This window comes from Sphingobacterium sp. HSC-15S19 (assembly GCF_050433745.1).
In the GTDB taxonomy this organism is placed as follows: domain Bacteria; phylum Bacteroidota; class Bacteroidia; order Sphingobacteriales; family Sphingobacteriaceae; genus Sphingobacterium; species Sphingobacterium siyangense.
The window spans coordinates 1-24,084 of record NZ_JBNPWQ010000039.1 but is presented as its reverse complement, the minus strand read 5'-3'; the positions used below and the strand labels follow the sequence as shown (position 1 = coordinate 24,084).

General features: G+C 37.9%; 19 protein-coding genes, 4 tRNA genes and 1 pseudogene. 13 read left to right on the top strand and 11 right to left on the bottom strand.

The features are described from left to right. Positions 1 to 2,688: a hypothetical protein gene (locus tag L1283_RS23940; protein ID WP_429626499.1), complete on the bottom strand. Its 2,688-nt coding sequence runs from the start codon at positions 2,686 to 2,688 to the stop codon at positions 1 to 3. Between the two features lie 806 nt (positions 2,689 to 3,494). Between L1283_RS23940 and mgtE the strand changes: the two genes are divergently transcribed. The 5 genes from mgtE (at position 3,495) to L1283_RS23915 (ending at position 6,449) form a co-directional block, all read left to right on the top strand. Beyond that, on the top strand, positions 3,495 to 4,871 hold the full coding sequence (mgtE, locus tag L1283_RS23935) for a magnesium transporter (RefSeq protein ID WP_075991745.1): 1,377 nt from the start codon (positions 3,495 to 3,497) through the stop codon (positions 4,869 to 4,871). A gap of 246 nt (positions 4,872 to 5,117) precedes the next feature. Then, a tRNA-Asn gene (locus L1283_RS23930) sits at positions 5,118 to 5,191 on the top strand. 50 nt (positions 5,192 to 5,241) lie between these two features. After that, positions 5,242 to 5,315: transfer RNA gene (locus L1283_RS23925), tRNA-Asn, on the top strand. Positions 5,316 to 5,403: 88 nt separating this feature from the next. Next, positions 5,404 to 5,477 (top strand) — tRNA-Asn (locus L1283_RS23920). 57 nt (positions 5,478 to 5,534) lie between these two features. Next, positions 5,535 to 6,449, top strand: coding sequence for a PfkB family carbohydrate kinase (locus L1283_RS23915; protein ID WP_286850783.1), 915 nt, complete (start codon positions 5,535 to 5,537; stop codon positions 6,447 to 6,449). Here L1283_RS23915 and L1283_RS23910 read toward each other — a convergent pair whose 3' ends face one another. The 3 genes from L1283_RS23910 to murB form a co-directional block, all read right to left on the bottom strand. Then, on the bottom strand, positions 6,450 to 6,695 hold the full coding sequence (locus tag L1283_RS23910; protein WP_341832665.1) for a cytochrome b5 domain-containing protein: 246 nt from the start codon (positions 6,693 to 6,695) through the stop codon (positions 6,450 to 6,452). It abuts the gene before it with no gap. A 31-nt stretch (positions 6,696 to 6,726) separates the two neighbouring features. After that, positions 6,727 to 7,236 (bottom strand): RNA polymerase sigma factor, encoded by a 510-nt coding sequence (locus L1283_RS23905; RefSeq protein WP_070570464.1) that lies wholly within the window; start codon positions 7,234 to 7,236, stop codon positions 6,727 to 6,729. A gap of 262 nt (positions 7,237 to 7,498) precedes the next feature. Further along, positions 7,499 to 8,515 carry a UDP-N-acetylmuramate dehydrogenase gene (gene murB / locus L1283_RS23900; RefSeq protein WP_429626498.1) on the bottom strand — a complete coding sequence of 339 codons (1,017 nt, stop codon included), beginning with the start codon at positions 8,513 to 8,515 and terminating at the stop codon, positions 7,499 to 7,501. Between the two features lie 104 nt (positions 8,516 to 8,619). Here murB and L1283_RS23895 point away from each other — a divergent pair, with 104 nt between their 5' ends. Then, complete coding sequence (locus tag L1283_RS23895) at positions 8,620 to 9,237, top strand: TetR/AcrR family transcriptional regulator (RefSeq protein WP_112374184.1); 618 nt, start codon at positions 8,620 to 8,622, stop codon at positions 9,235 to 9,237. On the opposite strand, the gene L1283_RS23890 is transcribed toward L1283_RS23895, so the two are convergent. Both L1283_RS23890 and L1283_RS23885 read right to left on the bottom strand, forming a co-directional pair. Further along, positions 9,230 to 10,210 (bottom strand): YpdA family putative bacillithiol disulfide reductase, encoded by a 981-nt coding sequence (locus L1283_RS23890; RefSeq protein ID WP_429626497.1) that lies wholly within the window; start codon positions 10,208 to 10,210, stop codon positions 9,230 to 9,232. The two genes, L1283_RS23895 and L1283_RS23890, sit on opposite strands and share 8 nt — an antisense overlap. A 31-nt stretch (positions 10,211 to 10,241) precedes the next feature. Further along, complete coding sequence (locus L1283_RS23885) at positions 10,242 to 12,611, bottom strand: FUSC family membrane protein (protein ID WP_429626496.1); 2,370 nt, start codon at positions 12,609 to 12,611, stop codon at positions 10,242 to 10,244. A 208-nt stretch (positions 12,612 to 12,819) separates the two neighbouring features. On the opposite strand from L1283_RS23885, the gene L1283_RS23880 reads away from it, so the two are divergent. The 4 genes from L1283_RS23880 to L1283_RS23865 all read left to right on the top strand — a co-directional run bounded on the left by L1283_RS23880 (position 12,820) and on the right by L1283_RS23865 (position 17,417). Next, entirely contained in the window at positions 12,820 to 15,396 is a 2,577-nt protein-coding gene (locus L1283_RS23880) for a phosphoenolpyruvate carboxylase (protein ID WP_115047821.1), read from the top strand. A gap of 75 nt (positions 15,397 to 15,471) precedes the next feature. After that, positions 15,472 to 16,014: a hypothetical protein gene (locus tag L1283_RS23875; protein ID WP_429626495.1), complete on the top strand. Its 543-nt coding sequence runs from the start codon at positions 15,472 to 15,474 to the stop codon at positions 16,012 to 16,014. A gap of 366 nt (positions 16,015 to 16,380) precedes the next feature. Then, positions 16,381 to 17,259 carry an exopolyphosphatase gene (locus L1283_RS23870; protein ID WP_429626494.1) on the top strand — a complete coding sequence of 293 codons (879 nt, stop codon included), beginning with the start codon at positions 16,381 to 16,383 and terminating at the stop codon, positions 17,257 to 17,259. Between the two features lie 74 nt (positions 17,260 to 17,333). Beyond that, positions 17,334 to 17,417, top strand: a tRNA-Leu gene (locus tag L1283_RS23865). A 733-nt stretch (positions 17,418 to 18,150) separates the two neighbouring features. On the opposite strand, the pseudogene L1283_RS23860 reads toward L1283_RS23865, so the two are convergent. After that, positions 18,151 to 18,933, bottom strand: a pseudogene (locus L1283_RS23860) (recombinase family protein); the annotation flags it as partial. A gap of 101 nt (positions 18,934 to 19,034) precedes the next feature. Here L1283_RS23860 and L1283_RS23855 point away from each other — a divergent pair. Continuing rightward, the gene (locus tag L1283_RS23855) at positions 19,035 to 20,777 is read left to right on the top strand and encodes a hypothetical protein (RefSeq protein ID WP_157698404.1); all 1,743 of its coding nucleotides are present in this window, start codon (positions 19,035 to 19,037) and stop codon (positions 20,775 to 20,777) included. A gap of 395 nt (positions 20,778 to 21,172) precedes the next feature. Beyond that, on the top strand, positions 21,173 to 21,433 hold the full coding sequence (locus L1283_RS23850) for a hypothetical protein (RefSeq protein WP_088160767.1): 261 nt from the start codon (positions 21,173 to 21,175) through the stop codon (positions 21,431 to 21,433). A gap of 182 nt (positions 21,434 to 21,615) precedes the next feature. Here L1283_RS23850 and L1283_RS23845 read toward each other — a convergent pair whose 3' ends face one another. Then, on the bottom strand, positions 21,616 to 22,041 hold the full coding sequence (locus L1283_RS23845) for a hypothetical protein (RefSeq protein ID WP_088160768.1): 426 nt from the start codon (positions 22,039 to 22,041) through the stop codon (positions 21,616 to 21,618). An 86-nt stretch (positions 22,042 to 22,127) separates the two neighbouring features. On the opposite strand from L1283_RS23845, the gene L1283_RS23840 reads away from it, so the two are divergent. After that, positions 22,128 to 22,358 (top strand): hypothetical protein, encoded by a 231-nt coding sequence (locus tag L1283_RS23840; protein ID WP_286768334.1) that lies wholly within the window; start codon positions 22,128 to 22,130, stop codon positions 22,356 to 22,358. A gap of 73 nt (positions 22,359 to 22,431) precedes the next feature. Here the strand turns inward: L1283_RS23840 and L1283_RS23835 are convergent, their stop codons facing one another. The 3 genes from L1283_RS23835 to L1283_RS23825 form a co-directional block, all read right to left on the bottom strand. Further along, positions 22,432 to 23,073, bottom strand: coding sequence for a hypothetical protein (locus tag L1283_RS23835; RefSeq protein WP_088160769.1), 642 nt, complete (start codon positions 23,071 to 23,073; stop codon positions 22,432 to 22,434). Positions 23,074 to 23,105: 32 nt separating this feature from the next. Beyond that, a complete protein-coding gene (locus L1283_RS23830) occupies positions 23,106 to 23,627 on the bottom strand; it encodes a hypothetical protein (protein WP_286850775.1) in 522 nt (173 codons plus the stop codon). A 77-nt stretch (positions 23,628 to 23,704) separates the two neighbouring features. After that, positions 23,705 to 24,016, bottom strand: coding sequence for a hypothetical protein (locus tag L1283_RS23825; RefSeq protein WP_429626493.1), 312 nt, complete (start codon positions 24,014 to 24,016; stop codon positions 23,705 to 23,707). Between the last annotated feature and the right edge of the window lie 68 nt (positions 24,017 to 24,084).

The window sequence follows — 24,084 nt, the reverse complement described above, 5'->3', positions numbered from 1 at the left end:
TTAATAGGTGTAGTTTAAACTGAAAGTTGGAACTACACGTTGTGTTGTCGTGTTATCATTGATATAGGTACCCTTAACGACAAATTCGAAATCTGGAAGTGGGTATCTGAAAGCATTGAAATCAAGCGACAGATAGGCTCCAAAGCTTTTTGGTGAGATCTCCCTGTGTTTGTGTATATTTTGATAATCGGCAAATATTCCTCCTTTTACACGTTTAATATAGGCTAAAGATCCTAATCCGAGGTCGGGATAAGCTATAGGGAAACGATAGTTGACCAACACCGTGTTTTTTATTTTTTCATATTTGTAGTAGCTAAATCCACTCACAAGAGGGATATCGTTGATGTATTGATAAATTCCTGATCCTGTTTGGGCGCTCAATCTAATTTGAAAACCGTTATTGCTCATAAATCCAGGTAGATAGAATACTGTTCTTGCTGATAAAATTTCACCTTTTGCATTGTTTTCAAAAGGCGTATGTCGGTAGGTGACACTAAAATTTTGTCCCCATCTTGGGTAGAGGTCCATATTGGCCATTCGAGCATTTCGATTGAGGTAAAGCTGATAGGTCAAGGGAAATGCAGTCTCATAATTAAAGTTCTTGACGTCTGTGCGGTTAAGGTCATAGCGCCGTAGATAGGCTGTCGCCAGGTTGAATCCAGTGGAGTAGACGTAGTCTCTTTTGTAAAAGGAGAGTGGGATGGAGATCTGTGAAGATATATAATGCTCGCGCCAATCGAAACGGATGCTACTGTCAGGTTTGTTAGGGATGCTTGCTGCTGCAATTTGCCCTCTGTTTTCATAGCGTAGCGAGAATTTTGGAAAGTACTTGTTGTAGGTAAGTTCTGCCGAGTATACTCCTTTTCGAATGTCGGTGTCATATTCATACCCCAGAGCAATTTGTGTGGTGTTTAAGATGTTGTTTGATAACCAGAAGACTCCGGGTTTAAAATTGTCGAAGCTTTCAAAATTGCTGCTACTTAGCGAAAGACTATGAAAATTGAACGTTCTGCCCAGTCCACGATAGGGTACAATTTGGTAGTGCTGACTAGTATCTACGGAGACTGCAGCGATATTTTTTACGCTGTCTCTGGTCAATGCGGTGGCGTAATAATGCGAAAAGTAATCCGTTTCTGGGTCGATATCAAATGCGGTATCGATGGATGTCTGGGCGATCTTGTAGCCGTTGTACTGATAGTCGTTGAAGAATAATTGCCTTGTATCGTTATCGTAAAAAGGGTTGAACGCGCCAAATTGTGCCTTTGTCAAAAGCTGTTTCTTTCCAGATAGGAGGTCGATGCTGTAAATATTATCGATACCGTTGAAGTTAGCTTTTGTGATGATTTTCATACCCGAAAGGTATTGCGGTCTTTCATATTGCTGGTTGTCCCAAGGTGTTAGGTTGGTGATTTTGTCATTTTTCAGATCGATTTCACACAGTGCGGTTCCGGATTCGGATAATCGTATTGCTATTATTTTATCGCCTTTGGGGTTGAAAGCCGGATGCTGGAGCTGTTCAGCGTTGCCTATTTTAATCCGTTTGATGACATTGTTGTTTTTAAGGCTTATAAGCGTCAGATAGCTGTCGTTGGATAAATCTACCTCAACACATGCGATGGTTTCGTCTAGTGGGCTAAAAATAGGTGAATAATATCTCGTCTGTTTGCTGAGCTGGTTAATTTTCCCTGTTTTGAGATTCATGATATTGATGACGCTGTATGTTCTCTTGTTGAAACGCGGATCTTTATGAAGCTCATCCCATACGATGTAATTGCTGTTTACGTCAAAATGTGGCGTCAACTGTATGCCGGTTTTGACGAGCCTATTTTCTGTGTTTGTTGCCGTATCGTAGGTGTAAATTGCATTGGTCTTTTGTGGATTCTGTTTAATAAAATAGATCAGACCATTCTTGTGTTTCGGCAATAAATTACTGTTGTAATAATTGTTGTTTTTTTTGTTTATTTCTGTGTACTTCTGGTATTGATAATCGCTTGTTTTTTTATTCCATATGGCATCTAAATTTGCTATTGTTTTGTTGTATAAATAGGCGCTGTTTCCACCTATTTTTTTCTTTAAAACGCGATTGATATTATAGGGGTATAGCGGTTTTTTGTTAAGCTCTGAAAAGAGGTCGGCTTCATAATTCGAGGATAATTCTGATTTTAAAGTGGAGGTCATCAGATAGCCGATTGTATAGTAACTCGGAACAATATCTTTATAGGATCCCAGTAAATATTTATTAAAACTATAGTTGTGATTCGATTGAAAGTTTGCTTTGATTGGCATTTCAAAAGCGGGTAATCTTCCTCTTCCTCCTTCCGAATATATCGTTTCAGTTAGCGTTGCATCCCCTTCGAAATACCAAGAAGGGACGGTCAGTCCATAGTAGGCTAGGGCTAATTGTTCAAAAAATGGGGCGCGTAGTTTGCCTGTCAATTTGTCAAATTGACTTACGTGCCTTGACTCATGCAGGATCAAATTGGGTAGCCAGGTCTGATTGTCTGGCTCTGCTCCGGCGGTGCTGTACAGTTCAGATTTACGTGGAGACAACTGTACAAAACCATTCGTTTGTAGATTCGTGTTATGGATAATGAATGGAATTTTCCGTGGTGTTATTTTGTAATTTCTAGAAGTTGTACGCAGCGATCGGTTAACCTGGTCAGCTAGGGTAGGGGCCTTGCTCTTCATTTCTTCGGGGAAAATAAGTTGAAAATTCTTCGTTTCGATCTTATGCCATTTTTGGCTTAAAGGGGCTTGGCTGTCTTCAAAAAATTGAGCGGAACTTTTTTGTGAATATATTATTAATGACAATAATGATAATATGTTGATAATTATGTTTTTATGTCTCATTAATTTCTGTATATCGTATGTTTGCTATTTTTTTTAGTTTTATTATTCCTATTTATATGAACTTTAAGTTCTGGTTTAAATTGTTTTTTCTTTGAATAGTAGGTTTTTATGTTTTTTTGTGTTTTACTTTTTTATCTTGTTTTTTCTTTAAAATAACCTGATAATAATGGGTTGTTCTGAAAAAATGCACTATATTGAACAGGTTAAAGCATACGACGAATATACTTAAATAATTGGCGATTCTAAGACTGTGTCTGGAAAATTTGTTTGCTTTTTTTTGCATAAAAATCTGACGACTATGGGTTGTTGCTTTTAGGGGACTGTTGGTGAGTTGGGTGTCGCCTGATTTATTTTATTCGATAAAAAAATGGATCGGTGATTAGACGATAAATTTCGTCGTCTTTCTTTTGTCTAGACCTGTTCAAGTTATTGGCGAGAACGGTTTTCTCCTTAATTTTTGTTGGTGACAAATTGTCTTGTTTTTGATTTGAGCATTAAACATTGTGCGGCGTATTTATCCCAATTACTGCGACAGACAGCAGGTTTTTATTATTTATTTTTTTATGCAGAATTTACTTTAAAAAAGCGATTTTTGTAACATATAAATTTTGTGTAGATGTAGGATTTTTAAATTGATAGGAGATATGGAAGAACTGGAAATGCAGGTGAATCAAATAGAGCAATTGATAGCAAGTGGAGACCTTGTTGGGCTGGAAGAATTTTTGAATGAATTAAATATTTCAGAAGTAGAGGAGCTGATTGATGAGTTGCCCGAACATGGTTCACTATTTATTGAATCATTAAATTTGAATCGCGCAGTTAACGTTTTTCGTATTCTGGATTTCCCTACTCAAAACAGGATTTTTAAGAAGCTTTCTAAAGCGAAAATTAGCGCACTAATTAACGAGTTACCGCCCGACGATCGGACTTCTTTTTTTTCAGAAATGAAGGACGATATTAAGCATTTAATTTTACTATTACCACCCAAAGATCGTGTTGAAGCATTGGCGTTGTTGGGCTATCCAGAAGACAGCGTTGGGCGTCTAATGACCCCCGATTATATTACCGTAAAAGAGCATTGGAGTATTGAACGAATATTGGGACATATTAGGCGTTATGGAAGAGATTCGGAGACAATAGATGTACTCTATGTGATTGATGGAAATGGGAAGCTGGTTGATGATATTCGGATTAAAGATGTGCTGATGGCGGAGCCAGATAGAGTCGTTGGCGAACTGATCGATCATCGTCTCATTTCGCTGAATGCTTACGATCCCCAGGAGGAAGCAATCAACATCTTCCGGATGAATAATCGAGTGGCCTTGCCTGTTGTCGACGAACAGGGGGTTATGTTGGGGATAGTGACTGTCGATGATATTCTTTGGGTAGCAAACGAGGAGTACACGGAAGATATGCAGCGTATCGGGGGAACGGAGGCTTTGGATGAGCCTTATCTGGATGTGTCGATTAAGAACTTGGTCAAGAAAAGAGCTGGTTGGCTCATTGTGCTTTTTTTGGGGCAACTTTTGACCGCGACAGTTATTGAGCACTTCGAGGAGCAAATGGCAAGTGCGATTATGTTGTTTGCGCTGATGCCCGTTATTATTTCCAGTGGTGGGAACAGCGGTTCGCAAGCATCAACATTGATTATTCAGGCGATGGCCTTGGGGGAAGTTACCTTAGGGGATTGGTGGCGTGTGATGCGAAGAGAGATTCTGTCGGGTTTACTGCTGGGACTTATTTTGGGGGCGCTGGGTTTTATAAGGATTATGGCATGGCAGTCTTTTGCGCATAGCTATGGTGAGTATTGGGTGTTGGTTGCATTGGTTATTTCTTTGTCCTTGGTCGGTGTTGTCCTCTGGGGGTCGTTGACGGGGTCTATGTTGCCTTTTGTGATGAAACGGCTTGGAGCCGACCCTGCGAGTTCTTCAGCGCCTTTTGTGTCGACATTAGTCGATGTAACAGGTTTGCTGATTTATTTTAGTGTAGCGACGCTTATTTTGAAAGGTGTGCTACTATAATCGTACTGAATTTACAATATTGCCCATTGATCAGCTAATAGCTATTGAACGTAAAAGAAGGATAATGTTGGTTTAAGTGCTGAAAAGGGGATTTTATGGAGCAGTATGAAAAATAAAAATAAATTATTCTAATTGGAATTTAGGAAGTTGTAAAAAATGTGCTCAAAAAATTTGTAGTATTCTAATAATCTTCCGATACTTGCATCACGGAAACGCGATAGGGTCTCCGGAAAAATTGAAAAACACTCCTGAATAGCTCAGCAGGTTAGAGCATCTGACTGTTAATCAGAGGGTCGCTGGTTCGAGCCCAGCTTCAGGAGCAATTTAATAACTTACATAACCGGGGTTTTTAAAATATTCAATTTTTCATTCCTGAATAGCTCAGCCGGTTAGAGCATCTGACTGTTAATCAGAGGGTCGCTGGTTCGAGCCCAGCTTCAGGAGCAACAATGCAAATATTTTATTTGCAAATAAAATTAAAATGTACTACTTTTGTACACTCTATGAGAAAGGAATTTCTCGAAAAATAAATTCCTGAATAGCTCAGCAGGTTAGAGCATCTGACTGTTAATCAGAGGGTCGCTGGTTCGAGCCCAGCTTCAGGAGCAATATTGAAACCGGCTTTACGCCGGTTTTTTTGTTTACCATGCTTATTAAAAAACTATGAGTTTAGTAATTATTGGTACGGTGGCTTTCGATACAATAGAAACACCGTTCGGTAAAACTGACAAAATTCTGGGTGGTGCCGGTACATTTGCTAGTCTGGCGGCATCATATCTATGTGATCAAATCAAATTGGTCAGTGTTGTTGGGGAGGATTTTGGAAATGACAATCTCGATCTTATCAGGAACCGTGGTATAGATGTTACGGGTGTCCAGGTGATTACTGGTGGGCAAACTTTTTCTTGGTCAGGCAGATATCATAACGATATGAATAGCCGTGATACCCTGGCGACAGACTTAAATGTATTGGCTGATTTTGATCCAATTATTCCTGAAAGTTACCAGGATTGTGAGTATCTTCTCCTGGGTAATCTTACACCTCAAATACAATTAACAACGTTGGAGCGCTTGGTGCACAAACCTAAGCTGGTTGTTCTGGATACGATGAACTACTGGATGAATGTTGCCATGGATGACCTAAGAAAGGTTCTTCTAAAGGTTGATGTGTTAGCCATAAATGATTCAGAGGCGAGACAGCTGTCAGGAGAGTATTCTCTGGTTAAGGCTGCAAAAGCCATTTTAGCAATGGGGCCTAAATATTTAATTATCAAAAAAGGTGAACACGGTGCGCTTCTTTTTGGAGAGAATCAGATTTTTTCTGCGCCAGCGCTACCATTAGCAGATGTGTTTGATCCAACTGGCGCGGGGGATTCCTTTGCAGGAGGTTTTATTGGCTATCTTGCCAAAGTAAAAAGTATAAACTTTACAAACATGAAAAATGCGTTGATTTTTGGTTCTGCGCTAGCTTCATTCTGTGTAGAGAAATTTGGTACAGATCGCTTGGTTGATCTGACCGAAGAGGACATACAAAAGCGCTTGAATGCTTTTGTTGCCCTATCTCAGTTTAATTTATAATCATGGATCTTTCAGTTTTCCAACGATCTGAAATTTTGAAAATACAGATGCTGAATGAGGGGCTTCTTGGAGCTCCTCAGTTAGATCTTGTCCGGCCCAATGTTCGTAATGCATTCCGTTTTTCCACAGTCTACTTTCTCCGACATCATAGATAAATCCGCGATAGGCAACCCAGATCTGTGGTTTGTCCTGACCATTACGTAAAGCCAGTTGGCTTTTGCTGTATTCCGATAATTCTTCTGCCATTCGTAATTGTAAAAAGGCGAAGATAGAAAAACTAGGCTACTTTATAGGCCGATAGTGATCTTTTCATTAATTTTCTAGCGACATGTATTCTTGTTTTTACCGTTCCGATAGGGATATTTAAATGTTCAGATATCTCGTGGTATTTAAACCCTTCAAAGTACAGTGAAAAGGGGATGTAATATTCTTCGGAAAGACTAGATAAAGCTTCATGGATGTCTTCCATGACAAATTTGCTTTCGCCCTGATTTGAGGAGGCGGATAATAGGAGGTTAGCGTTAGAAATATCCTCGTCTTTCGTAATGAAAGAGTTGGTTTTCACAATACGTCTATAGTTATTAATAAACGTGTTTTTCATGATGGTGTAAAGCCATCCTTTCAAATTGGTTCCTTCTTTGAAATTTTTAAAATAGGTTACAGCTTTCAGGAGAGTGTCCTGAACGAGATCGTTGGCATCTTCGTAATCACTGGTAAAATTTCTGGCGTAGAGTTTTAATGAGTCCGATTGCTCAATAACCATGGTGTCAAATTCATTCTTTGTCATAGCTTAATGAATTATAACTGTTCTTTTTACAAAACAGTACGTTTATAAAATGCGGTTCATTAAGTATGAGGCAAAAAATGCGCCAAAAATGGCAAAATTAGATTTGTTAATATAATTTTAAGATTATTTTAAGCGGAGCACACGTTTGCGTTGACTAACTTTAAGTAAATAAAATTAGCTCAAAGTGATATTTTACTCAAGTGAAGCCTGTTTTTCTTTTGCTTTCAGATTTAAAAAAAATATTTTTACTTTTTTTAAATCTTTACAGTAAATTAACTTCACGCTCCAGCTTAATGCCAAATTTGTTGGCTACATCACTTATGATTTGTTCCGATAGATTATAAATTTCCTGTCCTGTAGCGTTTTGTCTATTTATTAGTACAAGTGCCTGATTTTTCCATACACCTGCTTGTCCATATTCTTTTCCTTTCCAACCACATTGTTCTATTAACCATCCAGCAGCCAATTTTGTTTCATTATTGGGCATTGGATAATGCGGTATTGTAGGGTATTCTTTCTGAAGAGGCTCGAAAGTCGAAGCTGTAACTACGGGGTTCTTAAAGAAACTTCCGGCATTTCCCACTGTACTCGGGTCAGGGAGCTTTTCTACGCGGATTTTGGAGACAATGGTTGCGATATCGGCAATACTTGGGTTGGTTATATTTTCTTTAGCGAGTTCGGCTTCTATTGCACCATAAGTTGTATTGATATGAGCTGTTCGGCTAAGCTTATAGGTTACCTGGGTAATGATAAACCGTCCTTTATGAGCTGTTTTAAAGATGCTGTCGCGGTAGGAGAAATTGCAATCTTCTTTTTTGAATGTGGCAAAGTTGCCCGTATGTGTATCGAAAGCCTGACATTCGTGAAAGACATACATTAACTCGGTACCATAGGCGCCGATGTTTTGTACAGGTGAAGCCCCAACAGTGCCGGGAATTAGGGCCATGTTTTCAATCCCAGCGTAATTATGTTCGATGCAATACCAAACGAAGTCATTCCAGATTTCTCCCGCTTGCGCTGTGACATAGACATCATCGCCATCAATTTTTGACTGTATGCCCTTGCTCGTCATACGAATAATATAGCCGTCGAATGCTTTGGTGAAAAGGACATTGCTACCTGCGCCAAGAACAAAGAAGTTCTCTTTAAAAATACCATTTTTAAAAATTTCGGTCAATGTTTCATTGTCATTCACTTCGATTAGAAAATTTGTCTTTTCTTCAATTCCAAACGTATTGAAAGCTTTTAAAGATATATTCGATTGAATGTTTAACTTCATATTGACTTTAGTTTTCAGAAATTCAAAAAAATCAGCTATCTTTAGCATGATAATCGGTAAAGATAGTATAAACCGTTTATTTAACGATAAAAAATATAAGTTTAATGGGTAATGCAGATGTAAAAAGAATCAAAATTCTAGAAGCTGCGACAAGGCGCTTTGCACATTTTGGAATGGCTAAGACAACGATGTCGGAAATAGCCAAGGATCTCAATTTTTCAAAAGCATTGCTGTATTATTATTTTCCGGATAAGAATAGCTTATATTCTGCGGTTTTCGAATATGTCATCGACAAAATGATCGAGGACCTTGAGGATGTCATTGGAAAAGGGGGAGACTTTGAGGAGATTATGATGTACTCCATTGATATGCGTGTCAAGATCATCAATCAGTATTATAATTTATTTGAATACACCATGAAGATGGTCAAAGAGCTTCCGGACGAGCTGGAACAGGTGTTCAAAGAGTCTTATCTCCGTGAGGTAGAAATTATTGAGAAGATTCTCAAGATTGGTATCGATGCCGGTGAGATACAGGTGGAAGATATCAATGAAACTGCGCGGATTCTTTTGTATTCACTATTCGGTATGCGTATGGGCATATTAAAGGATATGAAAAACATGTTGTTCCCAACAAAAGAAGAATTCGATCATATTCTCAGTTTACAGAAGAAAATGATGAAAATCTTCTTAAATGGCTTACGTTTTCAAGTCTTCAAGTAAGTGTTGAGCGAATATGTCCGATAATCTGTTTGGCATGAATTCGTGAATTTTCAATAAACCAAAGGTGGGTATTTAAGCCACCGCAAACGACACCTGCCAAATAAATCCCGGCAATATTTGTTTCCATTGTTTCTTCATTATGGCTGGGAATGCAAGGTGCTTCTTGGGGAATATCAATTCCGATCTTTTTCAAAAAATCAAAATTTGGGCGATAGCCGGTTAAAGCCAGTACAAAATCATTATCGAGTTCGACGATACCATCTGGGGTTTGGATATGCGCAGTAGTTGGAGTAACTTCTGTTAAGTGGCTGTTATAATAGACATCGATTTCACCCGCGGCAATTCGATTTTCAATATCAGGTTTTACCCAATATTTTACCCGGCGGCTGATTTCGCTACCGCGGATTACCAAAGAAACTTGTGCTCCTTTTCGGTAGGTTTCAAGGGCGGCATCAATGGATGAATTACTGGCGCCGACAACGATCACCTTTTGGCTGCTATAATAATGTGGATCGTCGTAGTAATGCCTCACTTTGGGAAGTTCTTCGCCCGGGATATTGAGCAACATCGGTATGTCATAAAAACCCGTGGCGATGATGACTTTCTTGCTCAGGTATATGCTTTTGCTACTGCTGACCAGAAACTCCGTGTCCTCTTTCTTAATTTCCAGTACTTCTTCAAAAAGATGGGTATCCAGTGCGAACTTTTGCTGTATACGTCTGTAATATTCCAGCGCCTCCATGCGTTTTGGCTTGGAATTGGTGGTGACAAATGGAATATCACCTATTTCTAATCTTTCGGAAGAAGAGAAGAAGGTCATATTTTGGGGGTAATTATATAATGAGTTGACCAAACAGCCCTTTTCGAGAATAAGGTAGTTTAAATTTGCTTCTTTGGCTTCTAAGGCGCAAGCTAAGCCAATTGGCCCGCCGCCAACTATGATCAGGTCGTACCGTGTTATCGTATCGCTCATGGTATAAATGTCGAGAATTTTAAAGAATAAATCAGCTTAAAGCTTTAGGCAGTTCATTTTCTGACATTGCTGTGCTTTTAGCGTGAAGGTCCTGGACTATTTTATGCAGGTCCTGTGCAATTTTATTGAGAAAGTCCAGCTGTTCACTCAATAGCTGTCCATCAACTGAACTGACATCTGTATTATCAAATTGGTCGTTGGGAATTTCGATTGCCAAAGGAACAAATGCATTGACACTATCGGCAGAATGCAGCAGCTGAATGGATTGCTCCAAGGAGCTTAATATTTTTCGAATCGTCCGGACATGGTCCTTATTGATATAATTATTGTCCATTTCGTCGAGATGGTTCATCAATGTTACCGAAAAAGAAGCTAGGATATGGTTGAATATGACGAATTTATTGACTTCCTTACTATATTTTTGACGTTTCTTGGGTTCCGTAAGCATACGTTGGAATGTGGAACCCATGTTGGCTGTTTCCACATAGACTGCCTTGCGTGTTAGTTTGTAGTCGGTGATGGAAGGCGCCTGGCCTGCAATTTCTTTCAATGCCTGAAAGATGTAATTGTAGTTGGCTATCAGTAGCTTTCGCATGGATTCCTTGACTTGCATGCTTTCCCAATTTGGAAAAATAACATAACTGGATAAGAATGCAATCATGCCGCCGATAAAGGTGTCCAGTATGCGTTCTTTCGTGACGTCCAATGTATTGGCGCTGACGAAGCTCAGCATAATTAATACATAAGGGGTCATAAAAAGTACGACAATGACATAATTGACCCGGAATAAGCTATATGCCGTCAGAAAAAAGAATACCAGTAGAACGAAAAGGACCGTTGGGTCATGAATGGTTAACAGGATGAGGGCTCCGATGAGTCCGCCTATCGTTGTGCCGATGAGACGCTGGATATTTCTCTCCTTTGTGAGCCCGAAGCCAGGCTTTAGGATAACCATGATAGTCAGGAGGATCCAGTATACATTATTGGTGATATTGGTGACCTCAAACACGTAATAAGTGACCGACATGACAATTGCCATGCGGCAGGCATGTCGAAAGATGGTGGATTTTAGGGTAAGATTTTCGCGGAACTTTTTGAAATCAATTGCAGAACTTTGGACAAAGCGTTTTGCGTCGTCAATTTCTTTTCGTTTGACATCGTCCGGTTGTAGATGCGAGTAACCATAGATATTTTTGATCCGGCGAACCAAATCACGCAAATTGATCAACACTTTGCGTAAAGCGAAGGTGCTATACTCTTGATTTTTATCCAGCTGATCGATTTTAGTGTGAAGGCGACTGAGATCCGAATCGAAATCGTACAGTGGTTTTGGTTGTGTATGGGTATTGAGCTGATAAGCCAAATTGTCAAGCTCATTGGTATATTTTAGGATCACGTTTTTGAAATCTTCCAAGATTCCGGTAGGACCAAAGCGTTCGCTGATGGTATTGTAATCATAGTGTGCCGCCATACTTTGCTCAAAGAGATCGACAATATCGTTGAAGACGAGGGTTAAATAACGTCCCACCTTTGTGGTGTCTTTAATTGATCGTTTACTTTGAAACAATACATCCCGTAGGTTTTCCTGATGCTGATTGACTTCAACTTGTTTGTCGATCAGTTTGAGGTAGTTTTTATCATTATCAATTTTAGCATCGTAAAAATTAGCTTTCAGCCGGATGTAATCAGCCACATAGCGAATTGTTTCAGATAGCTCCTGTTCGGCGAGCCTGTAAGGGCGTGCCTGGGTGATGGAAAGACTAATGGCGATATACCATAGACCACCTAATGTATAGAAGCCTAAATAGTTGATGGCTTCAACAAGAGGATAGTGAATCTGCACATGGATCAACATCATCAGAATACACATAAGGCCTACGTTGGCGGCCCTGCTATTGAATACTGCAAACATGGCAAATATAAAGCAGGCTGCGCCGATAAAAATCGCCAGTAGATAGACATTTTGATTAACTATATTGGTTAAAATAAAAGTTAACGTAGTCAAAATCGCACCCGCAATCATGCCTTTCCTTCTATGGCTAGGTGCTCCGGGCGTATCGGAGAGACCTACCAAGAGCGCTCCCAGGGAAACAATGGTTCCATTGGTAAATTGCCCGATAGTTGCAAAGATTAGGACAGGCACAATACATCCGATGGTAATTCGGAGTCCATCCGCAAAATATTGGCTATAGAAAAAACTTTTTATTTCTTGTGTCTGTTTCATAATGTATAGTACAAACTTAGATAAATTGCTTTTCATATTAAAAACAATTGTTCTGCTATGTTTGCTCTTTTTTGTACGGATGATAGCGATATAGCTGGTCGGTTTCTGTCTGATCAAGAAAGGTTCATTTTGTAGCGGGGCTTTATGAGCTAGGGGATCAACACTGGACGTTTCCATATTGTATTATGTTAACGTGTTAAAAATGAAAAATTACTAAAATTTGTTAGTATGTTTATAAAATTTCAATTGTTTTTTTGATTAATTTATACTTTTTTATTTGTTTAGATATAATATTGTTATATTTGAGGCCATAGGGTAATTTCAGAGACATTACAAAATTTCAAGAGTCACCTAAACTCTCTTGACCACTTTCAAAGATTTAAATATGAAGCAAAGTAAAAATGAAGCCGTCTTTCAGGACGAGGTATTGACACGCTTTGAGCTTTTCAAAAGTTTGTTTTTAACATTGCCATTTCAACGTGTTAAAGATACCGGTACTTTATTACCATTTTTTGCAAAGCAATGTGAAAAGGGTGTGGATCAGCATTTAACTCCTGATGAGATCATAAAGAGTTTCTTCGATCAGCATGAGGAATTTTCTTCGGAAGAGCAACGTATTGATTTGTTATTTCGATTTGTTCAATATATAGAGCGTCAGGTTGTTTTATTTGATGCGATCGAAGATTCGTCATTTCAGATGGTGGGTCGTGGCGATGATGAAAATGTCTTAGGGGCATTAATTAAAAACGCCGAAGGTAGCGAAGATATGCGCCGTAAGATTGTGTCAAAATTGAAGGATTTTTCTGTACGTCTTGTATTGACTGCACATCCTACTCAATTTTATCCGGGACCGGTATTGGGTATTATCAACGACCTGATCGATGCAATCAAAACCAACGATATTCATAGTATTCACCTGCTGTTACAGCAATTGGGGAAAACGCCTTTCATCAATAAAAATAAACCGACTCCAGTTGATGAGGCTGCGAGCTTAGCTTGGTTTTTGGAAAACGTGTTTTATAAAGTGGCGTCGGAGATTCAGTCGTTCATTGATGATGAATTGGATGTCGATACCGAAGAGGTAAAACAATTGATTGAGCTTGGCTTTTGGCCGGGGGGTGACCGAGACGGGAATCCTAACGTAAGTGTTGATAGCACCAAGAAAGTTGCCGCATTGCTACGTACTATCTTGTTTAGATGTTACTATAGAGATTTCCGTATCGTTAGACGACGCATCACATTTAGAGGTGTGGAGGAGTATATGGAAAATCTGCAGACATTGTTCTACGAAAATAGTTTTAACCCGGTCGAACATCCTGCAGACGAAACCGATAATATTATCACGAATCTAAAAGCAATCAAAAATGTTTTGGAGGAATATCACAACGGGCTTTTTGTAGAGATCGTTGATGATCTACTCCGTAAAGTGATGACTTTTGGTTGTTTCTTTACCACATTGGATATCAGACAAGACAGCCGCATATTACGTGAGGCTACCAATTATCTGATTCAGCACAACCAGGAAAAGACTGGAATGCCATTGGATTATCTGGAGCTTAGTGAAAATGACAAGCAAAAAGCATTAAAATTCAAAGAACTTGACTTAACGGTGGGAGAGGATGCGGATCCGTTAACGAAAGATACTTCGGGCGTGATAAAATTATTAAAGGAGATTCAACGTTCCGGTTCTGAGCGAGCTGCACAACGCTTTATCATCAGTAATTGCCAGCAAGCAAGTGATATTTTGGGACTGCGTCAATTATTTTTATGGTCTGGATGGAAGAAGGATGCTTTAACGATCGATTTTGTGCCCTTGTTTGAGACCGTTGATGACTTGACGAGAGCAGCGGACGTGATGAAAACCTTGTACAGTAATAAGGAGTACAAGGCACATTTGAAACGAAGAGGAAACAAACAGACGATTATGTTGGGTTATTCAGATAGTACCAAAGACGGTGGATATCTGATGGCGAATTGGTCGATCTATCGTGCAAAAATCGAACTTACGGCGATATCACGCGAATACGATGTCGATTTGGTGTTTTTTGATGGCCGCGGTGGACCTCCAGCGCGTGGTGGTGGTAAAACACAACGTTTTTATGCATCTATGGGTAAGGAGATTGCCAACGATCATATTCAATTGACGATTCAGGGACAAACAATCAGTAGTCAGTATGGTTCTTTAGATACGGCACGATTTAATATAGAGCAATTGTTGCACGCTGGCATTATTTCAGATTTGAAACAACGCGTAGGCGATACCTTAACCAAACATCAACAGGAGATCATTGATAAGCTGGCTGAGCTAAGTCATCATAAGTTTATGGATCTACGGACGAATGAATTGTTTTTACCTTATCTGGAAACGATGTCGCCATTGAAAGCGCTATCGTCGATCAATATTTCAAGTAGACCTGTAAAACGTAACTCAGGCCGTGAATTGCGATTGGAAGATTTGCGGGCGATTAGTTTTGTAACTTCATGGAGCCAGCTGAAACAAAATATTCCTGGGTTTTATGGTGTCGGAACAGCATTGCAATGGGCTGAAAAAAATAACCTTTGGAAAGACGTGCAGCAATTGTATGTGTCATCTGGATTTTTCCAAACATTGATCGACAATTGTATGATGTCGATGACAAAGTCCAACTTTGATATTACAGCATACATGAAAGATGATCCTATTTATGGTGACTTTTGGAAAACTTTGTATGCCGAGTACCAAATAACAAAAGAATATCTGTTAAAGCTGAGCGGAACCTCAAAATTGATGGAAAACTATCCTGTGGATCGTGAGTCTATTTTAGCGCGCGAGGGAATTGTATTACCGTTATTGGTTATACAGCATTTTGCGATTCGTGCATTGAATTCGGATCAGCTGACTGATGCACAACGTGAAGATTATTCGAAATTAATAGCGCGTACAATCTTTGGCGTGGTGAATGCCGGAAGAAATGTTGCGTAATTTTTCTTTCTTTTCACGGATAGGGTTTCGGAGAACATATATTTTATCTACTTTTGTATAGTTAACAAAATTGATATGAAGATTAATAAGTTATTTATTGTTGCGGCTTGTGCGGGTACATTATTTGCATCTTGTGGTCAAACAGCTGCAGATAGACAGCGTCAATACTCTAATGCATCCTTAGCGGATGGTGATGCCTTTGCAATGATTAAATTCATTGGCGAAAATGGAAACTACTTGGTAAATCTTGCTGATGTAGCTGCAAAACAATCTACCTCAGCAGAGGTGAAAAATGTAGCTGCAAAGATTAAAGAAGCTTACGCAACAGTGTTACCAGAATTGGACAATTTAGCAAAAGAATTGCATGTTGGCGATGCGCAACGTGGCGTGCCTGCATTTCAAGTTCCTGCTTCAATTGGTTCGGACAGTACAGCGGCATTCAATGATAAAGCATTTTTAGCGCTAGTGGTTGAAAAACAAGGTGAGATCAATACTAGATTGTCTCATGAAGAGCACAATACAAACAAGGATGTTATTCACCTTTCGGAGGAGTCTTTGAAAAAAGTGGAAGAGATCTACAAATTAGCTGGCGGTAAAGTTGAAGAACACCATCACTAAGAAATAAGATAAATAAAAGGAAAGGAGTATTCATTAAGATGAATATTCCTTTTTTTATGAGTTTTTTGCTGGCAATACTAGATTTTCTGTATGGAATTGAACCAGGTACTTCATTTCGATAGGATGCGCTACCTGTATCCTGAGTCGATTGATTGTCAGCGAGATGAATTTGTCGGGAAATGAGGTCATATTTTTGATCAAACCGGAATTTTAGTTGTTGTAAGACTATATCAGGCGTTTTATGCGCAAGAATTCCTTGTAATAATCGTTTGTTATTTGTTAAATTAATGATAACTTAACATTTGTATAACATAGTTTTTAATAACTGTGTTTATTTTAGCGTAATTTAATGAAATCGTATATAAAGTGAGATACGCCGCAATAGATATAGGCTCCAATGCAGTCCGTCTTTTGATAGCTGACATTATAGGACAGAAAGATCAATATAATTTTAAGAAAAATACACTGTTACGTGTTCCACTCCGTTTGGGAGATGATGCGTTTATTCATCAGGAAATTTCAACAAGGAAAGCCGAGAGTTTGATCAAAACGATGAAGGCTTTTCGGGAGTTGATGGATGTTTATCACGTGGAGGATTATATGGCCTGTGCGACGTCGGCCATGCGTGATGCGCGAAATGGGGCCGACATTGTTGCGGAAGTCAAGAAAAATGGTATAAACATCGATATTATCGAAGGGGCAAAAGAGGCTGAGATTATTTATAATAGTCATTGGGATAATAAGATGGAGAAAGATAAAGTTTATCTTTACATTGATGTTGGTGGTGGTAGTACGGAATTGTCGTTATTCGCCAATGGTGTTTTGGTAAACTCTAGATCTTTCAACTTAGGGACGATCCGTATTTTGGACAATCAGGATAAGACAGAAACCTGGGATGAATTGAAAGAATGGGTGCGAAGCAATACGCACATGTATAAGCAAGTCGTTGGGATCGGTACTGGCGGAAATATCAATAAGCTTGCGCGTCTTTCCAATGAAAAATTGGATAAACCATTATCTTATGCCAAATTGAAAGCGGTATATGAGCATTTATCTTCCTTTTCTTTGAAAGAGCGTATTATTTTATTGGGTTTGAACGAAGATCGTGCGGATGTAATTATACCAGCAAGTGAGATTTTCCTGACGATTATGAAGCACGGCCGCCTAAAACAAATCATTGTTCCACGGGTTGGACTTGTCGACGGTGTAATTAGAACCTTGATCAATAGGAATTTAGTAAAATAATGCTGTAAAAAGCGATTTTCGACTTGTAAAAGAGCGAAAAATCTTTATTTTTGTGATACCAAAGGTGAATATGAGCCCAGGTGGCGAAATTGGTAGACGCACCATCTTGAGGGGGTGGCGCTCGCATGGGCGTGGCAGTTCGAATCTGCTCCTGGGCACTTTAGCAGACAACTCTTTAAAATTAAGATTTGTCTGCTTTTTTTTTGGACGTAATTCGTTATTAATCAAATAGATATAGTGTAAGAAATGGTTGACCCTAGCAGTTCGAAAACTTGTTCCTGAAAACGTCAAATTTTCGGGATAAATCGAACTGATTAATTTACGTTTTTGCTCGATATTGCATTTCCTGTAAATAGAGGCCATATTTTTGAATTTACTGATACTTTCAGTTCGAAAAATGTCCATTGACCCTCTTGCATTTTTTAGAGTTTGTTGCCTCTCCTCAAGCTCGTTAATCTCACTTGTATATTTTAATTTTAATTCTTTGAAATCTTGAGGATCGATATCTCCTCTAATTAAAAGATCTCTCGCTTTAGATGTGTTATCCTCGAGGGACCTAATTCTTCGTTCAATTTCAACTTTTTCAGTTAAATTGCCTTTTGTTCTTTGCGTATACAGCTCTTGTAAAATCGTCGAGTATAATCCAATAACATCAGCTCTAGGCTCAAATTTTTCAAGCTCTTGCTCGAATTTTTGATGGACTATTTCTGTATTGAATCTTTGCCTACATTGAAGTTTGCAATGGTAATATGCATAATGTTGACTGTAACCTTTGGATTTACTTGCAGTCAATGGTTTTGAACATATAGGACATATGAGAAATCCTCTTAAGGGGTATTCTTCTCTTGTGACAATCTTTGTTCGGTACTTATTTCTTTTTCTCTTGTCTAAGATCTCCTGAACTTTGTTAAATGTATACTCAGAGATAATAGCCTCATGTTGGCCTTTCACCGTGTATTCTTCTTCACCTTCGTATTCAGGAACCACAATTCGTCCACAGTACACAGGATTTTTAATACACTTCCAAAAATAAGCTTTGCAGATATCCAAGCCTTTCTCTCGTACTTTAAGGTGAATTTGTTGCGTATTATAGACACCTTTAGCCAGTTCTTCAAATGCCCATTTCATGAGTGATGCATCGGGTTCTTTAAGCTCAATAGACTTTTTCCCATATTCATTTAGCCAGTTTCTATATCCTGCAGGAGCGGGGCCCATCCACCTTCCTTCTTTTCGCGCTCTTCTCATACCGTTTGTCGTATTTAACGCTCTGCGATCATTTTCTACCTCAGGAGCTGCTAAGTAGAATGCCAACATCATTTTGTTTTCAGGAACCGTTAAATCAAGCGGCTGCTCGATAGCTTGGGGTTCTACTCCTAAAGACCTTAACAAACTTATCATTTGATATGCATCGCCCGCATTTCGACTAAACCTATCCCACTTTGTAAATAACAGAATATTGGACTTACTTTTATTTTTCTTTAAGTCAAGAAGCATTTTCTTCCATTCTGGACGATCAAAAGTTTTTGCAGAATGATCTTCGAATATTACTTGACGGATTGTAATCCTATTTATTTCGCAGAATTTTTTTAAGCGTTCTTCTTGATCTCTTTGTGAATATCCTTTTTCTGCTTGTTCATCTGTACTAACTCGGATATATAAATTGGCAACATTCATATTAATTGGGTTTAATATCTAAGGTGAATTTACTAAAAAAAATGGTAAAATAATTGTATTTTTATCATTAAATGATTAATTATTAACCTTTAATATTCTGTATGTCAGCTCACTCCAAACTCAAAATGTCTCTTATTGTTGTATTTTCAAAAATTTTCGATTACGACACCAGAGAGCCAAAGGAAATTTTAGAACCTTATGGGAAAGCACTTACGCTGAAAATGATAGCAGTAATGAATTCTATTTTACAAAAAAAAATAATAGAAATTCAACGCCAAATTATCTATTGGTTCGGGACCGAAGGAAAAATGGGGGAGATAATAATTTCTAAAATTTTTCATGGTTATAGAGAGGAGATCGGTGGAGGTGCACGGCTTATATTAATAAACCATTATACAAATTTGAAAATGAATATATTGGCAATTAGCCTTCCTGAAGTGAAGCATAATATGGAAGTAAATTTTGATGAGTCACATTTAGATTTTTTTATTGCTTATATTAAAATGAATGAAATTTTCGCTGATAGGCAAGATAGTATTGGCAAAACAGTACCAGCGGAATATTCAGGAATATTGAGGGCTACTTGGTTATCTACGGCTTCACTTATCAGTAGTTATGATTTTAGTTATTTCAGTCTTGAGCAAGCAATTTATCAATTGATAAAGGTAAAACACTGTATGGATTTTCTCTGTTCATATAATAATAATTTATTTCAGCTTTATCTCGCTTCGAAGAAGATTACTAGTTTTCAAGACTATGCTACTAAAATATTCCCGCTATTAATGCTTTGCAATGGCGATGCAATTACGATAAATGGTAAAGATAAAGTGAGTCAAGATTTTCTGGAATTATATAACCATCAGAATGATATCGAGGAAAACAAAGAAAATATAGAAGAGTTTGATTTTTTACCTATTCGGAACAAACCTCTTTATTTAGTGTCAGAAAACGAATACGTCATTATCAATAGGGCTATGATATTTAATAAGGTTTATAATTCTATTTATTGGGATTGTAAATCAATTGTTAAATCAAATCCAGCATTAGGTATTTCTGAAAATCGTTTTCGAGCGGATTATACTACTCATTTTTCCGAAGGTTATCTTGTTTACAAATTGATGAAAAGAGCCTATGAGAATAAAAGTGTTTTAAATTTTTCTGGTGCTGAAATGAAAAAAAAAATGAAAAGTTCAGAACCCGATTACTATGTCCGGAATGGGAACAAAGTTTTTTTGGTGGAAGTTAAAGATAGTTTTATTTCTGGGGTTACCAAACAATCTTTTAACATCAATAGTATTCAAGAGGAAATAAAAAAGAAATACTATAGTACAGAGGGACCTGAAAAAGCAATCATGCAATTAATTACCAGGATCAAGTTAAGTTTAACAAAGAAGTTTATATTTGATCAAAATTATAAGCCGCAATCTTTAAGATTATATCCGATCCTAATTGTCTATGATATTAATCTAACGGTTCCTGGTATTGAAAGTTTAATGATTGAATGGTTCAAAATAGAACGGGATAAGCTTATAAATGAACTTAAGGAATTTGGGATTATCGGGTTTCAGATAAAAGATTTAGTAATTCTTCATATCGATGGCTTAATTGGCCTTACTGAATATATAAGAGCTGGAAAAGTGAAGTTGGAAATTTTGATCAACAACCATCTTTATCGGAGGAAGTTGCTATTGAAAATTGATAAAAAGACGTCTTTTAATGAGTTGAAATCTAGTGTTTTGGATAGTTACCTGTCGTTTAATCAGTATGTTATGGATTTTATCAGGTCAATTCCTTCTAAAGAGAGATTGATGTCTACTGAATTTAGAAATTTGGGAGATGATTAGATATTCGGATTACTGAACAATTTACTACAATCAGAAAAGATTGAATTCACATTCTTAAATTTGTCATCAAAATTTGATAATGCTGCGATTACTTTGTCTGATTAATTAGAGACTTAAAATAATCTTCAAGAGCATGTTTAGCGATGTCAGTTAAATGCTCCAGTACTAAAGATGCGTCTTCTTCGGATATTTCTATTTCTAACTTTTTAAAATATTCAATTACTGAGATTGTCGTAATTTTTTTAAGTTGATGCATAGGTCAGTGAACAATAGGTTTGGGAAAATAGGATAGATATTCAATATATCATCGATATGGATAAAAAAAGCTAAACAGGATTTTTAACCTTTTTTGATATCTAATTTTAAAGCCTTTTATTAAATTTACAGGTAGAAATATGGAAGAGACAATAGATACACTAGCACAAAGTAATATACCAGCACAATCATTTAGAATAACTTTTAAAGGCCAAGATTTTCAAATTAGAATTTTAGAGAAGGAATTACATAGGGGGATTTCTGAAATTTCTATTCTTCTTGATGGCATGGTTCAGAAACTAAAAAAAAATCAAGACAGATGGCATTTTGAAGGTTCAGAAAATGATATTGAGTTTGCGAATGACATAGGGCGGTCAATTTCTCTAAGATATCGTTTATAGTTTTAGTTTTCTATTTTTTTAGAAAACTAAAGTCAATATTTGCCACGACGTACCCCCTTTGATCTAAATCGTCATAAGAATCCGGATCTCTTTTAATTTTCTTGCGAAAATGTGTCCTATTCTAGATCTCGTGATGCTTTTTAGCCTCAAATTCCTTTTATTTCAATCTCTTTTATTAATTGTTAACGCTTTGGCCCTTTCTGCCAATATGGGTGCATGTCTTCGGGAAGAGTCAATTCAAGTCTGCTTGTTAGCGATACTGTAGCTAGACTCAGTATTTGGTTATTTGATAATATCATGTGGAATGCTTTAGGTACTTGTGATCGACCTTCATTCTTCAGGATTAAATAGACGTCCATGAAGGTCTTGAGATTTTTTTCAGTTAATAGTTGCTGTTCTTTTATGGTCTGGGACAACTCTCGAATCGATTTGAATACTAGCAGGGCATCTGTAAGATAAAGAGACTTTTCACCATCTTCGAAGCTGACTTCCATTATCTCATTGTCATAACTTGCGTAGGAAATTGTGCCGAGATGCCCCTGTTTCTGTGCAGGATCGATAGGTAATAGAGGGTGTATCAATACGTGTTTATCAATTAATTCTTTCATGTAAAATTGCATATTTATTGTGTAAACATTTGTATTACAGTGGTATATTTCGTAAATTGAGTTTAGGAACTAAACTCAATTTGATTATGGGAATGGTATTATATTTTTTATTTACATTGTTTGTCTCGTGCGGCACTTTATTTGTTGCGATGAATATGTCGGGAAGTAATTCCTTACTTCTTTGGTGTATTGGTATGGGTATTTGGATACCCTTTATTTTTGTTGTGGACCGCAGAGAAAAGGAATCGAGAAGGAGGAAGGAAAGAGAACGGATGCTTGATGAGTGGTTAAGGTCACAGACAAGAAACCGATATTAAGTTTTCAACCTGCTTTCTATTCACGAAAGTAGCTTCCGAATTGTTTTCAGCAAATAATCCAATTATTAGATCATTATCTGGATCTATTTCTATTGCTTTCTTCTTCTTTATATGGAATCATTCCATACCGAATATTTCTAACCAACGGTTTTACATACTGCTGCTCATCTAAACCTGCTGCTTTAATAATACTTTCTGGAATGTTGGTATTTAAGAGTTTATTCCCATCCGTTAACAAAGGAAGGACTTTTTCAGAGAGATCTTTTAACACTATTTCCGGTCCTTTTGGGTGAGCCAGTAGTTGTACCATTGGCAAGGGGTATATAAAACCGCGGAACGATTGATCTGGGATGCCTAAGACGAGACCATCTAACATGCGTTTATTCAATTTGGTATTGAACCGGTCTATTTCTTTTTTCTCCAGATAAAGATGAAGTAGATCATCAATATACTGCGCTAGATCCATATCCCATAAAAGATCATCCTGCAATTTGTCTTCAGTATTTCTTGGCGGCAGTTCTGCGCAATATTTTTCAGCTTCCTTAATGAGAACCTTTCCTTTCTCGTCTTTCGCCTGATAATAGGTAGCGCCTCCATGGCCATTATTTTTGGCGTAGCCTGCGTGTGTTCCATTGATATAAAGATTAGCGGTGAAGGCATGTGTTTCCTCACTAAGCTGCGCGCTGTGATGGATTTCTTTTAATTCTATTTTCATAATGACATCATTAACTTTTAAATGAAATATGATTAACGAGATCGTCCTATAAAATTCTGCCTCTCTATGGAGATGATCTCAATCTGGGAGGTATGGAACACAACGAATTCAGGATGGTCGTCTCCCAGGCTGGATATGATGCCATCATATCCAGCTTTCTCAAACATGAGATGACTGTCTTCACTGTTCAGACTGTCATATAGATCACCGATTTCACCCAGGCTTATTTCCCGGTTGATTTTGCGAAGAGCTTTTTTTGCTTCAAGCTGGTCCCCTGTGAGGATTTCCCAAATGAGGGAGGCCTGATTTTCTAGAGAGAAGATGGAGTGAAGGCGTAAGTCTATGGGGTTCTTAATATCAAGGTACGCGGTGATCAGGATATCACCGAACAGTAATGCATTTTCTTTTTTGTCAGCAAAGAAAAAGCCATGTTTTGTATTGTCCCAGCCGGTATTGCTACCTTTAAATGTGGCATCAAATTTATCAAAGGTTGCATCTGTGCCATGGTAATAGGGCCGGGAATTATCGAACAGTTGAGAATCTGTTATTTTCATAAAAAATCATTATTAATGACAGTAGTAGGACCGGATACTACAGCTGAATAAATAGTAATAGGATGGAAGCGTCTGCTTTATCTTTTTGGGACTGGGACAGAAATATCTTCTTTTACAGGTTCCAGGTCTGGTTTTGAATCTTTAATTCTTGTTTGCTGCAATTGTTGTTTGCAATTGATCAGCGACCTGTAGAGTTCATCATTTTTTGTCAGGGCAAAAAAACGACCGCTATTTAATTCTTCCATCCGAAACCGTCCTTTTTTTAACAGTCCTGTTACCTTAAATATGTTATCCTTGTGGAGGTTTCGCTTATATTGACCACCTGATTTCGGAATAAAGTGACCACTTGTTCCGGCGGAAAATGGTTCTTCCCCACTTTTGGTGGTCAAGACGGAGCGTATACTACACGTTTCCTCAATAAGTCAAACCCCGCTCTACCATACATCTGCCTCTTAAT

Excerpts from the sequence above, each read along its gene's own strand:
- L1283_RS23910 (WP_341832665.1), bottom strand. The coding sequence starts at position 6,695 with ATGGCAGAAGAATTATCGGAATACAGCAAAAGCCAACTGGCTTTACGT.
- L1283_RS23895 (WP_112374184.1), top strand. The coding sequence starts at position 8,620 with ATGGGTAATGCAGATGTAAAAAGAATCAAAATTCTAGAAGCTGCGACA.
- L1283_RS23885 (WP_429626496.1), bottom strand. The coding sequence starts at position 12,611 with ATGGAAACGTCCAGTGTTGATCCCCTAGCTCATAAAGCCCCGCTACAA.
- L1283_RS23855 (WP_157698404.1), top strand. The coding sequence starts at position 19,035 with ATGTCAGCTCACTCCAAACTCAAAATGTCTCTTATTGTTGTATTTTCA.
- mgtE (WP_075991745.1), top strand. The coding sequence starts at position 3,495 with ATGGAAGAACTGGAAATGCAGGTGAATCAAATAGAGCAATTGATAGCA.
- L1283_RS23840 (WP_286768334.1), top strand. The coding sequence starts at position 22,128 with ATGGGAATGGTATTATATTTTTTATTTACATTGTTTGTCTCGTGCGGC.
- L1283_RS23850 (WP_088160767.1), top strand. The coding sequence starts at position 21,173 with ATGGAAGAGACAATAGATACACTAGCACAAAGTAATATACCAGCACAA.
- L1283_RS23830 (WP_286850775.1), bottom strand. The coding sequence starts at position 23,627 with ATGAAAATAACAGATTCTCAACTGTTCGATAATTCCCGGCCCTATTAC.
- L1283_RS23915 (WP_286850783.1), top strand. The coding sequence starts at position 5,535 with ATGAGTTTAGTAATTATTGGTACGGTGGCTTTCGATACAATAGAAACA.
- L1283_RS23905 (WP_070570464.1), bottom strand. The coding sequence starts at position 7,236 with ATGACAAAGAATGAATTTGACACCATGGTTATTGAGCAATCGGACTCA.
- murB (WP_429626498.1), bottom strand. The coding sequence starts at position 8,515 with ATGAAGTTAAACATTCAATCGAATATATCTTTAAAAGCTTTCAATACG.
- L1283_RS23940 (WP_429626499.1), bottom strand. The coding sequence starts at position 2,688 with ATGAAGAGCAAGGCCCCTACCCTAGCTGACCAGGTTAACCGATCGCTG.
- L1283_RS23875 (WP_429626495.1), top strand. The coding sequence starts at position 15,472 with ATGAAGATTAATAAGTTATTTATTGTTGCGGCTTGTGCGGGTACATTA.
- L1283_RS23835 (WP_088160769.1), bottom strand. The coding sequence starts at position 23,073 with ATGAAAATAGAATTAAAAGAAATCCATCACAGCGCGCAGCTTAGTGAG.
- L1283_RS23890 (WP_429626497.1), bottom strand. The coding sequence starts at position 10,210 with ATGAGCGATACGATAACACGGTACGACCTGATCATAGTTGGCGGCGGG.
- L1283_RS23845 (WP_088160768.1), bottom strand. The coding sequence starts at position 22,041 with ATGAAAGAATTAATTGATAAACACGTATTGATACACCCTCTATTACCT.
- L1283_RS23880 (WP_115047821.1), top strand. The coding sequence starts at position 12,820 with ATGAAGCAAAGTAAAAATGAAGCCGTCTTTCAGGACGAGGTATTGACA.